Origin of the sequence: Nonomuraea polychroma, from assembly GCF_004011505.1 — a bacterium.
Lineage (GTDB): Bacteria > Actinomycetota > Actinomycetes > Streptosporangiales > Streptosporangiaceae > Nonomuraea > Nonomuraea polychroma.
Window position 1 is genome coordinate 3497123 of the sequence record NZ_SAUN01000001.1, and the last position, 12323, is coordinate 3509445.

At 66.4% G+C, this 12323-nt stretch carries 11 protein-coding genes and 1 pseudogene; 6 read left to right on the forward strand and 6 right to left on the reverse strand.

The annotated features are described in order from the left end of the window. Positions 1-76: 76 nt before the first annotated feature. Both EDD27_RS15680 and EDD27_RS15685 read right to left on the reverse strand, forming a co-directional pair. Positions 77-532, reverse strand: coding sequence for a hypothetical protein (locus EDD27_RS15680; RefSeq protein WP_127933097.1), 456 nt, complete (start codon positions 530-532; stop codon positions 77-79). Positions 533-2053: 1521 nt separating this feature from the next. Further along, positions 2054-2272: a hypothetical protein gene (locus EDD27_RS15685; protein WP_127933098.1), complete on the reverse strand. Its 219-nt coding sequence runs from the start codon at positions 2270-2272 to the stop codon at positions 2054-2056. 231 nt (positions 2273-2503) lie between these two features. Here EDD27_RS15685 and EDD27_RS15690 point away from each other — a divergent pair, with 231 nt between their 5' ends. Beyond that, positions 2504-3019 carry a hypothetical protein gene (locus tag EDD27_RS15690; RefSeq protein ID WP_127933099.1) on the forward strand — a complete coding sequence of 172 codons (516 nt, stop codon included), beginning with the start codon at positions 2504-2506 and terminating at the stop codon, positions 3017-3019. Positions 3020-4401: 1382 nt separating this feature from the next. On the opposite strand, the gene EDD27_RS15695 is transcribed toward EDD27_RS15690, so the two are convergent. After that, positions 4402-4839, reverse strand: a complete 438-nt coding sequence (locus EDD27_RS15695) for a hypothetical protein (RefSeq protein WP_127933100.1) — start codon at positions 4837-4839, stop codon at positions 4402-4404. A 249-nt stretch (positions 4840-5088) separates the two neighbouring features. Here EDD27_RS15695 and EDD27_RS54210 point away from each other — a divergent pair, with 249 nt between their 5' ends. The 3 genes from EDD27_RS54210 (at position 5089) to EDD27_RS15700 (ending at position 7070) form a co-directional block, all read left to right on the forward strand. Further along, positions 5089-5244, forward strand: coding sequence for a hypothetical protein (locus tag EDD27_RS54210; protein ID WP_164903624.1), 156 nt, complete (start codon positions 5089-5091; stop codon positions 5242-5244). Between the two features lie 465 nt (positions 5245-5709). Then, positions 5710-5919, forward strand: coding sequence for a DUF6082 family protein (locus EDD27_RS58635; RefSeq protein ID WP_421917283.1), 210 nt, complete (start codon positions 5710-5712; stop codon positions 5917-5919). Between the two features lie 263 nt (positions 5920-6182). Next, positions 6183-7070 carry an IS5 family transposase gene (locus EDD27_RS15700; RefSeq protein WP_206642146.1) on the forward strand — a complete coding sequence of 296 codons (888 nt, stop codon included), beginning with the start codon at positions 6183-6185 and terminating at the stop codon, positions 7068-7070. A 194-nt stretch (positions 7071-7264) separates the two neighbouring features. Here EDD27_RS15700 and EDD27_RS15705 read toward each other — a convergent pair whose 3' ends face one another. Continuing rightward, on the reverse strand, positions 7265-7570 hold the full coding sequence (locus tag EDD27_RS15705; RefSeq protein ID WP_127933102.1) for a site-specific integrase: 306 nt from the start codon (positions 7568-7570) through the stop codon (positions 7265-7267). 544 nt (positions 7571-8114) lie between these two features. Here EDD27_RS15705 and EDD27_RS15710 point away from each other — a divergent pair. Continuing rightward, a complete protein-coding gene (locus tag EDD27_RS15710) occupies positions 8115-8486 on the forward strand; it encodes a hypothetical protein (protein ID WP_127933103.1) in 372 nt (123 codons plus the stop codon). Positions 8487-8649: 163 nt separating this feature from the next. Here EDD27_RS15710 and EDD27_RS15715 read toward each other — a convergent pair whose 3' ends face one another. Further along, positions 8650-9315 (reverse strand): recombinase family protein, encoded by a 666-nt coding sequence (locus EDD27_RS15715; RefSeq protein ID WP_127933104.1) that lies wholly within the window; start codon positions 9313-9315, stop codon positions 8650-8652. Positions 9316-9753: 438 nt separating this feature from the next. On the opposite strand from EDD27_RS15715, the gene EDD27_RS15720 reads away from it, so the two are divergent. Beyond that, positions 9754-11919: a hypothetical protein gene (locus EDD27_RS15720; RefSeq protein ID WP_127933105.1), complete on the forward strand. Its 2166-nt coding sequence runs from the start codon at positions 9754-9756 to the stop codon at positions 11917-11919. Between the two features lie 11 nt (positions 11920-11930). On the opposite strand, the pseudogene EDD27_RS56510 reads toward EDD27_RS15720, so the two are convergent. Then, positions 11931-12281 (reverse strand): annotated as a pseudogene (locus EDD27_RS56510) (transposase family protein); the annotation flags it as partial. Positions 12282-12323 lie beyond the last annotated feature (42 nt).

The following is a 12323-nucleotide window of genomic DNA, read 5'->3' on the forward strand; positions in this document are numbered from 1 at the left end:
ACCTATGAGGCCGCTGCGGGCCTGGTCATGTTCGCCCGCAACCTCACCACGGCGGCGGCATCACACTTCGTCGCGTTCAACGTCTCACGGTGAGCTGCCGGACCCGCATGCTCTCCATCACCCCGGCGTCGCCCGGGGCGAGGATGCGGTCGCCTGGCCGGTAGTCGCGCCAGGGCAGCCACCGCACGGTGTACGGGGTGATCTGGCGGGTTCGCTGGACCCGTTCGTGACCTGAGCGCAGCAGCACTGCTTCGGCGAGCAGCTGCGCGGTGCCCGGGTCGGAGACGCCGCCCTGCCCGATGTAGGTCGCCCACCGTCCCCACGGCTCGGCCGCGCCGCCGTTGTGGTACGTCGCGCGGAACCCGTCGTCCCCCACCACCAGCGCCGCCGATGCGAGACCCTCGAACGTGCCGACGTCGGTGGCCTGCACCACGTCGCGGCCGAACCGCAGATCCACCGGCGCCTCCCCGGCCGCCAGGTCCCGCTCGAGCTCGGTGTCAGCGTTGTAGACCTGCAGCGTCCGACCTTGCATGCGGAAGTCGCAGACGCCCTGCTCGGCCAGGTTGATGAGGGTGGTGAGCGCGTCGAGGCCGGGCCGGAAGTAAATCGTCAGGATCTTCGCCCACGGCTGCCCGGCGCTGTCGTGCGTGGGGGGTGAAGTCCCAGTCGAGGGCGGGCAGCGCGCCGCGCGCCTGGCCCTCCTGCAGGAACGTCTGCAGGATCGCTCCCGGCATGGAGCTGAGGAACGCCCGCTTGCCGTCGACCAGCGGCGCAGCGCCCGGGTAGAGGATCACCTTGCGCAGCATCCACCGGCCCGCCGAGCAGCTCCGTGTTCACGGCCCGCTTGCTGTAGGACAGCTTCAGCGCGGGCACGTCCAGGAACGGGCACGCGATCTCCACGCTCAACGGGGTCGGCAGCACCCCCAAAGCGGCCCCGTTGGGGGGCGTGGACGATCAGGCGGAGGTCGAACACGTCACCCCCGTCCGTGATGATGGACGCATGATGGCGCCGGATAAGTGCGATGAGATGAGAGGGTGTCCCTATTCCCCGTTAATGACCTTCCAAGGCGCAAAAGATCTTGTTGCGCCGGTCAGGGCAGCCCGGGTGCAGAGACTGACACCACTGCTTTTCTACCGTCGATCTCTTCAAGAGTGATCCTGAAGTCGCCGAACGGTGCGAAGTCGAGCGGCGCGAGGTCCAGAGTCGCGCGGTTCCGGGCGGGGTAAGTGACCAGGAAGTGCACCTTCCGTGAGGTGATTCTCTGAACGGTGAATGTGGGATTGCCCGGACCGGTGGGCACCGTAACACCCCTGGATACTTGAACTTCACAGCTCAGGTCGTTACAAGACTTGACCTTTGTGCCGTCAGCAGGGTAGGGCGGCTCGCTTGTACTTGGATCGGCGGGAGACGGTACCGTCGTCCTGGACCTGGTGGATGTCGGTGTCGGTGAGTAGGACGTAGTGTGCACTGGCGAGTCGGCGGCGGATGCCGACTCCGATGGCGTGGCCGGGGGCAACTCCCATGGCTGCTTAGCCGCTGTGGGCGGCGCCTCGTCGCAACTGAAAAAGCAGACTCCATTCTGGTCACGTGCGCAACCTCCCAGAACCATCAGGCAACCCGCGACCAAGGCCAGGTTGAGACTGACTCTGAATCGCAGACTGCTCATGATGGCTCCAATTCCGACCTTCAGTCCATAAACGGAGAATACTTTCTGTATTGGATCATCATTAGCATACGGACCAGCTCCCAGGGACCGGTCCCGGTACCGCAGGCTGATCCTGGCGAGGTTGGGCAGCATTTCGGAGAGCGGCTGATCTGCTGGCCCACAGGAGATGCCCGACAAAGTGTGCTCCGCGCCGGCCTCGCAGATGGTGACCTCGGCGGAGAAGACGCCGAACGTCTTGCCGATGACGAGCTCGCCGCCGAGGACGCCGGTCGGGCGGTCCGGCCACGGGCCCGGACCCCACGTGCGCGAGCCCAGCTCGCGCATCGCCTGGATGAACTCGGCCGGTACAGGTCGTTCGTGTACGGCTGGCCGAGCTCGAAGTAGCTTCACGGGCAGGTTGCCCTGCGGGTCAGGCCGCACGCCACCCAGCGGGCCGCACACAGGGTGGCCCCGACCGGGCCGTGCCCGTCGACCACCGGCCGGTGCCCGCAGATCAGGCACCACAGTATGGGCCGGGGCACCTCGTTCAGCCAGAAACCGCGGTGAACGAGCAGGCCGCGCTGGCGGCCGTCCCGCTTGAGATGGTCGATCGAGTGCCACCACATGAAGGGTCCTTGGGAGGGAAGGCCGGCGTCCGCTGCCGGCGGCCGGGCAGGGGGTACTAGACGCGGGGCGGCCACGTCCAGGTGCCGGGCGTGCTGTCTCCGGCGCAGGAGGTGGCCCACTAGGTGTCGTTGCCGTCGAGGAACAACTTCAGATTGATGACGCCTGGATGGCGGTGCCGTGCCCGCACGCGGTCGTGCACATGTCGCCCTGTGGGACCACATCATGGAGACATGAAGCTGCGTGGGGATTGGGTCGTGCGCCTCCTGCATGCTTTTCTGGGGTTCTTCCTCCTAACGTGCGGCCTGATGTTGGCGAGCGCCGCGCTGGACCCCGGGAAGGAGGGGCTACGGCTAGAGCATCTGGTGCGGGCATCGTGGGACGATCTGGTCGCGGTGGCCGTCCTCTCGGTGCCCCTGCTGGCGATTGGCGCTCTGATCATGGCGCGGGCGCCCCTCTTGGGCGTCACCTGCACCGAGACGCAGGTCAAGGTGCACAAGGTGTTGTGGAGTCGCCGTCTGCCGGTCGAGAGGATCATCAAGGTTGGCCGTACCAGCACCGGCCAGGTCGATCTGTGGTGGAAGGGGGAGAACGGGCGGACGCGGCGGATGCGGATCCCCGTGCTCTCCGTTTACCCCGGTAGCCGCACGAGCCGTTTCGAGCAGCTTGGCGTGGAATCGGTGGAGCCGCACAACCGGAAGTGCGTCGATAGGCTGCGGCAGTGGATCGACGAGCGGCGCCCCGGATGAGGCCGCAGTCTGGCTCTGCGGCGCAGTTGCTGACGCGCGCGACGTCACTGGGCACGGCAGGCTGCTGGTTGAGCGCATGCGAAAGGCCCTGGACCGGGGGTATCCAGGGCCTTAGCTAGCGATCATGAAGTCTGAGACAAGATCGTTCCCGGGGGTCCGTGGTATCGGAACCCTCGCGTTCGTGCGGGAGAGACGCTCTCAGCGTGTTGTCCGAACCGTACGCGCGGGAGGAAACCCGACGTACCTATGACAGATCCACGACGGCGCCCCATGGCGTTGGAAGCCGAGTCTCACCGATTGCGGTTAAGCAGTCGGATCCTCACTTGTTATGGTCAAGCAGTCGGATCGCCACTGCATAATCTTAAAGCTTCTGGCGAACCGGAGATTATTAAAGATGGGCAAGGCGCATCTCTCTCAAATAAACCATCTGCGATATTGGATCGACCGGCGGAAAGTGCGGCCCCCGATCGGCTAGGATGCGAGTACAGACGAAGCGGTCCCGCTCTCAGTATGCAAGCCGAGGAACGGGACCGCGTTCGCCTAACTACCCGGGGGCTACAGCACCAGCTGAGCCCCCGGGCCCTGAGTAGCAGGTCCAGTGCCATCAGCAGCCGTGCCCATACGATCTCCCCTCATGTGTCATCCCTGTGGGGCTCGGGGTCGGATTGCCCGACCTCCTCGCGAGAGCGGCCGTGTATCCGAGATATGTCAAGCAACGAGCTGACGCCCATCGTAGCGCGCCGAATAGCAGCTCGGTCGCGTTTTCGGCGCATATAAAAGGGCGCTTCAAAGCGCACCTTTGCAAGATCATGGCGCTTTGAAGCGACAATCGCTGGCCACGTTGCCTTTACGGGCGGAGCAGCCGACTCCCCGCCTTCGTGCCCGTCGGCGGAATAGCGCCCGGGGCCTCGTAGGTCACCTCGGCCGTCTGCGAGATCACCTCGTCGTCAAAGGCGCCCGCCGCCCACCGAACCAGGGCCGTTTGAAGATCGCTGTTGTCTTCTCCATGCCGCTATCCAAGCGGTACAGCCGAGATCGCAACAGTGTTCAAAAGGGGTTCACTCCGCAGGAGGCTTCATAGGTCGGCGGCGCGCCGTACCCGGTCCTCCCGATCGTCCGTGAGCAGGTCGTACACGGTCACCCGGAGATGGAAGGTGACCTCGGACCGGGTGTCCGGGCCCAGCTGTGCCCACGGCCGGTGCTCCCGCAGCCCGGCCGTGCCGCGCTCGCACTGCTCCGCCTCCGACAGCTCGTACCAGGCGCCCCAACGCGGCTCGTCGTCCTCGTCGAGCAGCGGCTCTCAGCCGGCAGTGCCCAGGTTCGGGAACGAATCATTCACCGAGTACGACTACACCACCGGCTCGTCATCCCGTTCGGAGGAACTACGACGCCAGAAGGTCGAGCTGGAAACCTGCCACAAACAGATACAGTGCGATAAGCCGGAACGCGTGGTCGGGATGCGCCTTGTCGAAGGCGACCACCAGCGCACGCGCCACCACGGCCGCAGCCCCGTCAGGCAACAGTTGAGTCACGAAGAGGGCCCTGCGCACGGTCAATCTGGCGACGATCAGGGTGCCGAAACCGGCCAAGAACACCAGGGGCGCGATGAAATCCAGCCAAGCCATACCGGGTAACGGCACATGGAGGGCACGAAGGAAACTGGTGCCTATCCACAGGACGAAGGGAACGATCATCAGGGGCGCAACTATCCAGCCAGTCTTAAGCATCGCATTCTCTGCTCGTTCCTCGAGGCGTTCACTGATCACGGCGTCGTACTGGCCCAGCTTTGTTTGCACCAGGTCACGGGCGAGCTCTAGCACGCTCTCGTCGGAGGCAATGTAGGGGTTCCCCTTACTGTGCCTGATGTCGTCGCGGATGTGCCGTAGGACATCCGCGTGGAACCGACGGGCTTCACATCGGCTGATTGTCCTCGATGGAATCCAGAATCGCGGGGTCTTCCTGATCCACCACCCGATCGGCCGAGCCATGGCGAACGCGAGGTCGGGTGGTACGTTCAGGCCGGCTGGAAGTTCCCCTGCGGGGCCTTTGATTACCATTCCCCAAAGCCTGTGGATCAGTTTGTCGGCCTTTCCGGCGATCTGCGCAGCCTCGAGCCTCACCCGTCCGGACTCGTACCGTTCACGGGCACGCTGCCCGAACGCTCTCAGTTTGTCGATGTTGATGAAGTCGAATATGGCGACGAGACCTGCGACGAAACTGCATGATCTTGCCGAGGCGCCCCCACATCATCACGCTCCAGCCACCGAGGGGCATCTGGTTAGGCGAGGTCCCCGTGAGCCACAACCCCCATGCGGCCCACCACTGCGGGAGGGTGCCGGTCGCTGCAGCAGTGACTACAAGAGCGATCGTTACCGCCATCAGGAACAGCACCCATTTCCTCATTGCCTTGGACGCCTCCCCTCCGGCTACTCGGCGGTCGCCAGTGATAAGCATGAGCATGTCGCAGCCCGGCTTGTTCTACCAGACCGCGGTCGAAAAGCGGATGCCGAGATCGCGGCCTCCAGCCGCCCTGATCTGCTCCAGCAGACGGGCGCGGTGGACTTCCGTGTAGGTGTCGGGCAGACCGATGTCCGTCAGGTGTCCTTGTCGTTGTCGGGGCGAAGAAACTAGTACAGGCAGCAGGCGGCCAGTGGCGTGGCCCCGAGGACGACCTGCCCCTCGGGCTTCGCATCCTTGTCAATCTTTGGATCGAGCCATGGCGTTCCATGCACAACTTCGGCCTAATGGACGATGCAGAGATTCGTCGACTTGCCCAGTATCTCTTCACTGGGGAAGCGGGTAGACGGCACTGGACGATGAACAGCGACGGCTCCAGGGCCGATCAACGCACTGCCCGCACTCGCGCGTTTTGTCGAATCTTCGATGAAGAGCTGGCATGATCGGCTCATAAGCCTGCGATACCGACTGTTATCCCAAGCCCCGTGTCGGATAAAGGGGATGGTTAGTAGCAGCCGCAGCGGGTGCCGCTCTGGCGGTGGGCGTCGCGGTAGGTCGCGCTCGCGGAGGACAGCACTAGGCCGTGTTTCAAAAGGGTCTTTGAGGGCTTGCGGCGTGGCGGTCATCGATAAACGACGAGGTCTCCGGTAGTTGGTTCAACGACCAAGAAGAGCCAAGTACCGGAGACCTCGTGGCCAGCGTAGCGGTGACGAGGCGGCATGACCTGACCGATGGGCAGTGGGCAGCGCTGGAGCCGCTGTTACCCGCCGCCTCGGGCCGCGGTCGTCCGCCGAAGTGGAGCAGGCGGCAGTTGATCGACGGGATCCGGTGGCGGATCCGGACCGGCGCGCCGTGGCGGGACGTCCCCGAGGTGTACGCGCCCTGGTCAACGGTGTACGGCCGGTTCCGCCGCTGGCAGCGTGATGGCACCTGGGCCAAGATCCTGGCCGCGATGCAGGCGCACGCGGACGCCGCCGGAAAGATCGGCTGGACGGTGAGCGTGGACTCCACCATCAGCCGCGCCCATCAGCACGCCGCCGGGGCACGCCGGGACAGTCACCTGCAGAAGGAACCGCCTGGCGGGGTGCAGAGCGAACCGGACGATCATGCGCTGGGCCGCTCACGCGGTGGGCTGACCACCAAGACGCACCTGGCCTGCGAGCAGGGCCGCAAACCCCTGGCCCTGCTGGTGACGGCCGGTCAGCGCGGTGACAGCCCGCAGTTCATCCCCGTGCTGAGCAAGATCCGGGTCGCTCGTCTTGGCGGCGGCCGGCCCCGGACCCGCCCCGATCGAGTCCTGGCCGACAAGGCCTACACCAGCAAGGCCAACCGCGGCCATCTGCGCCGGCGTGGGATCAAGGCGTGCATCCCGAGTAAGGCCGACCAGGACGCCAGCCGGCGCGCCAAGGGTTCCAGGGGCGGGCGACCTCCTGCCTTCGATCCCGCTCTTTACCGTCAGCGGCACGCTGTGGAATGCGGCATTAACCAGCTCAAACGCAACCGCGCCATGGCCACCCGGTACGACAAGCTCGCTGTCCGTTTCGAGGCCACACTCACCATCGCCGCGATCAACGAGTGGCTCAATGCCTTATGAAACACGGCCTAGCTGGTTCGACAGCACCGTAGCGTGCCTAGGGAGCGGTCTGTCCACAGAGTGCTGGGCGGCCATGCCGGTGGGCGCCTCGCGCAGAGCATCGTTGCCGAGCGCGATGCCAATACAGGCGGCTCATCAGGGCTTCATGATGTATGGGCTTTCTCCCCGCGTGGCCAAACGCGCCTGGATTTTCCTCAGCCGAGGCCCGACTCCTCCGCCAGCGACGCGAACGTGTGCCGCAGCTGGTGCGGGCGCAGCCCCCGATCCCGGCCTGCGCCGGACGCGAACAGCGGGCCACTCAGCTGCTCCACCGCCACTTTCGAGCGCTCCGCACGGTCGGCCAGGTACACGTCGATCGCGTGCGCGGCGGCCGGCGGCACCTTCCGTGTCTTCGCCTTGTCGCCCTCGGCGACGATCCGCAGCGTGCGACGGCTGCGCTCGCGCCCGAGGTCGCCGAGCTGCGCGGCCAGGGCCTCGGTGACGCGGACGCCGGTCTCCATGAGTTGAACTCGGCCGCAGTCCTTCCCCACCAGGCAGCTGTACCAGGACGACACCGCGGCGAGCGAGCGTCTTGGCGGGGAGCGGCTCTTCCGCCTGCAGGCCGGGCCACCGCTTGTAGACGTCACCGTGCGGGCGGCGCAGAACGGGAAGGTGAGCGTGCCCCCTGGGCGGGGACCAGCCCGGTCATCACGGCGAGTCCTCCCCGAAGTAGTGCCCTGGGCGGTAGCCGGCGACGACCACTCCCTTGCGCCAGATCCGCACCGCCTCCACCACAATGCCGACGCGGGTGAGATATGCCTTGGCCATGAGCTCGGCGACTTGGCTCCCCGCCCAGGCGAGCTGCCGGGAGGTTCTGTTCCCTCAAGCCGAGGGTGACGAAAGATCCGGCCAACGTTGATCGCCACCCGTCCCTCCCCTGTCGGTGCATGTGACCCTTCAAGCCCGCGTCCCCAACCAGCGCTACGCCGAGGTCTTCATCGGCTGACGGCGGGAACCTGTGATCGTCCGCAGCGGTCCAGAGGTGCAGGCCACCGAAGGAGATCTGTGTTGGAAGACCTGTCCACGTACGTCCCGCTGCTGTTCGTGGCGTTCGGGATGCTGATCATTCTGGGTTCGATCAAGCGGGTCATCGGCGGCAAGCGGTTCGCCGGGCGGGCACAGCGGGTCCCCGGTGTGGTCAGCGACGTCCGGACCACGTTCGCCGGGCAGGGCAACGCGACCGAGGTGCTCTACGACCCGCAGGACCCGACCAGGACCGTGCCCGCAGACAACGCGGGCGGCGGCTACGGCGCAATCGTCTTCGGGCTCATCCCGATCGTCATCGGCCTGGTCTTCTTCGCCGGCATCCCTCAGGCCCTGGGCGCGGCGATCCCCTCAGGGAGGGCGACGACACGGCCCGGTGCGAGATCCAGCTAGCCGATGGTTCCTTCGAACCCACCGACTGCCCGCCCGGCTGGGATTCGACGAGTGATCTCGGCCCCCTCCAGGCCGTGGGCTGGTGTGGGTCTGGGGAACCGGGACTCTACTGACGGGTAACTACGCTAAGGACTCACCCACAGCTCAGGCCGATTGATCTCGGTCAGGAGGATTGAGGGTGGCCAGGGTGTCCCTGATCGGGTAGCAGATCGGAGAGCGCGGTTCGGATGGCGGCGCGGCTCACCCCGTGAGCCCGAGCGAGTGCTGCGATCGAGGTGCCCCGCTGGGTATAGGTCGATCGCACCTCTTCCACGCGCTCACCGGTGAGCGCGGGCGGGCGGCCGCGGTAGCGGCCTTCGGCCTCGGCGGCGGCGATCCCCTCGACGGTGAGCTCGTTCTGGATGTCGCGTTGGAACTGGCCGACAGCGGTGATCACGTTGATGATGACGGCGGTGGTGGCGTCGCCAGCGGCGAGATCGTGGAAGTTCGATAGCGGCCCGGACAGGACGCGCAGGGCGACGCCGCGGGCTTGGCACCAGTTGCGAACGGCGTGGATGTCGAGCAGGTCGCGGCAGAGCCGGAACAGCTCCGAGACCGTCAGGGTGTCGCCGGGGTGCGCCTTGGCTGCGATCTTGCCGAACGCGGGCCGGTCGAGCGCGGGGATCTTGGAGGTGGTGGCGGGGTCCTCGAAGAGGAGGACCCCGTCGGCTGGCTGGAATCCCTCGGCGACGCCTTCGGTGCGCACGAGAAGGCCGGCCTCGGTGAGGATGTGGCGCTGGCGTAGCAGGGACTGGGTCGCGGTGGAGACGCGAGAGTAGACAATCTGCACCGGGCTCTCCTCGGGTGGGGTGGAGCCCGATCTTCCTGTCGGGAAATCCTGTCGTCAATCCGTGTGCGGAACCGGCCATCTGACGTCACGGTTCGTAGCTCGATGTCCGATTTCCGGAAGGGTTTGCGGGGCCCAGTCGGAGGGTGTCGTCAAATCTTCTAATCCCGACGCCTCACTGGGGGTAGCAGGGCCGTGGCCTCCGCCCCTACTTCCTCAATAGGGCGAACGTTGCCTGATGTGGCGCCGGTACGACCGCAACTTGCTCCGAGATGGTCCAGTTGCTCCGAAGATGGTCCAGCAGAGATGAGTCTGGTAGACGATGGGTTCCTGCCCGCCCGAATACGCGCGTCGGGAGTCGCCCGCATGGCTGTTCCGCCTGTCGACCGAAGTCTTCTCGCGCCGCCCTTCGTTGCACTCCGAGTCGCCGTCGGAGTCGCCGTGCTCGGCTTCGGCGCGCTCACCGTATTCTCTGTGTTCGGCTTGGGTGCCGAGGGCCTGCCGGGTCTATTTACGTTCCGGTCCGCCACCGTCGGCGATGGCCTGCTGCTGCCGCTGCTGAGCTACGCGCTCGTGCGTGCGTCAGGCGGCGTCATCGCGTTCCGCCGGCGGGCCGTCGCGTTCACTGCGGTGGGCATCTTCTTAGCTGGCGCCGCGATACAGGCGCAGTGGCTACTGAACCCACGGCCACGGGCTAATTGGACGCTGCCGCGGCCGCACTACTTCAACCTGCCCGGCTGGTGGCATGCTGTCTTCTTCGCACTGGGCATGGCGTTTCTGGCGGGCGCCGCGATCGCCGTGGTGGTACGGCTGCGCGGCGAGGCGCCTGCAGTGGTCGAGTCGCGGATTCGGTCCGTGGGGGCGGTCGGCACTCTGGCCTCGGTATTCGGCTTCATGGCGCTGGTCGCCGTGGACAACGCAGCGACCTCCCGCGACGTGCCGGGGCTGCTGGCCCTGCACCTCGGCGCGAGTGCCGTATCGGCCTTCGTGCTGCTCGGGTTTGCCACGCGGTGGCGGCTGCTTGGCCGGGCGGCCCAGTTGGTGGTTACGGCGCTGCTGCCGGCTGGCGCGCTCGCCTATGCGTTCCCCCACGACCTGCGGTACGACTTGTGGATCGCGCTAGTCGTAGTCATCGCTGGGCTGGCGGGCGTCTTCGCTGCTGGCGCGCTCACTGCGGTTACTGTGGCCCAGCGGTGCGTCCTCTCCGCGATTCTGCTCGTTTGCGCCGTCGGACCGATCTATCAGGCCGTGACGGCGGCGGCGGCGCCGCGCCAGCTCATCACAGCTGCCGCCGTCGGCGTCGTGCTCGTCTTGGCAGCGACCCTCGGGCTCCGGCTGCTGCGCGACGACAAAGCAGATCCGCTGTGGACCTGGGTAATTCCCCTCGCCATGGTACCGGTGGTCGGGTACGCGCTGGCGGGCCAGTACTTCGCCGCCCACCAGCCCGTGAACCCCTTGGCCGTCAACCTGGCTGGGGTGGTGGCCGCCGCCCTGTTCGTGACGGTCACCGGCCGGTCCGTTCGGGCCCAGTTCAACCTGGTCATCAAGGCCGAGCAGGGCGGCCCGATGGCGCCGCGCCTCAGCGAGTTCAAGTGGCAGGCGTATGCCGGGATGGTGGTCGCCTATGTCGGCACAATTCTGGCCAGTATCGTCTTCGCCGCGAGCACGACCCCGGCCGCTGACTGGACTCCTGGGTCGGTATCCCAGGCGGACGTGTTTCGCCTCGGTGGCGTGGTCGCAATCGTCGCCGTGACGTGTGCCGGGCTCGCCCTCGCCGCCGTGTTGCCGGTCGGCCGCGGCATCCGACACGCCCTGGTTACGGCGCTGTGCCTCGGCTTCGCCGCCGCTCTGGGGGCGTCGATCCGCGAGCAGGGATTTGCGGGCTGGGTGCCGATAGCTCTGGCCGCCCTGACGGGCCTGGTGACGCTCTGCTTCGTCACCGAGGGGATCATCAGTAACGCCGGATACCTACAGAACGTGGTCATCGGGTGGGGGGAACGGACAGTCGCCGTGGCATGCGGCTTCGCTAGCGCGGCGGCGACCGTATGGATGACCGGTCCGGCGCTGCAGTCGTCCGCCACCGGCCGCGGTGTCTTGCCCGGCTTGGTCGGCTTGTTCGTCGGCGCCGGGGCCTGCCTGCTGATCCCGACTCTGGCCGCGCGTACCTTGCCTGGCGTGCACCCGCCGCGGCAGTTCACTCCGAACCGGCCTCTCCACGGAATCCTGCAGGACAGTTTCGTCGTGCTGGTGCTCTCGGTCAGCGTGGCGTGGGTGCCGACGTTCTTCTTCTCGCACGTGCAAGGGCTGGCCAATTGGTGGGGACTCGTGATCTTTTACCTCGCGCTGATGGGGGACGCGTATAAGTACGTGATGAAGAACAACCTGGCCCACGTCCGTCGGCAGCGCGAGTGGGTCTACGCGCAGGCGGCCGCCACCGGCCGGCCCGTGACCGCGGACGAGGACCGGGCGCTCGCTGGGCTCGCCCGGCATGTAGTTCGGCAGAACATCCTCGCTGTCGGGCCGCTGTTCATGCTGCTGCTCCTTGTCATTCCCTCCGTCTTCGGCGGGCTGGACGACGAGGGCTTCAACCAATACTTCACCGTGTGACTGAACCCTTTTCATCCTCGGGTGAGCTCGTAGGTCTGTCGCACGGCGATGGCTTTGAGAGATGTCCGGCCTTGTGTGAGCAACAGCGGGGAGGATACGCCAGCTCTTGAGCTGGGCATTCGCTCGCTCACCGGGACCGCAGACGTGCGTGGACACGGTTGGCCTGCCAATGCGAGTCGGGCTTGTTCTTCCCCTTTGCGGTGTGATGACGGCCCGTCATCTCCCTGATAGCCCGTATTCGCGAGCGTGAGGATGCCGGCCCGCTCCAGCGCGGGCAGGATGCCCCAGAGGCGGGCGGCGGTCAGGTCGTGACTCCTGCCGGGCAGGCTGCCGGAGGTCCAGATGATCGTGCCGTCTGGGGAGAGGCCGCCAGCCACCCTGTATCCGACCACGACCGATGAAGG

Coding starts and splice junctions, on each gene's coding strand:
- EDD27_RS15680 (WP_127933097.1), bottom strand. CDS start 532: ATGCAAGGTCGGACGCTGCAGGTCTACAACGCTGACACCGAGCTCGAG.
- EDD27_RS15685 (WP_127933098.1), bottom strand. CDS start 2,272: ATGTGGTGGCACTCGATCGACCATCTCAAGCGGGACGGCCGCCAGCGC.
- EDD27_RS15690 (WP_127933099.1), top strand. CDS start 2,504: ATGAAGCTGCGTGGGGATTGGGTCGTGCGCCTCCTGCATGCTTTTCTG.
- EDD27_RS15705 (WP_127933102.1), bottom strand. CDS start 7,570: ATGGAGACCGGCGTCCGCGTCACCGAGGCCCTGGCCGCGCAGCTCGGC.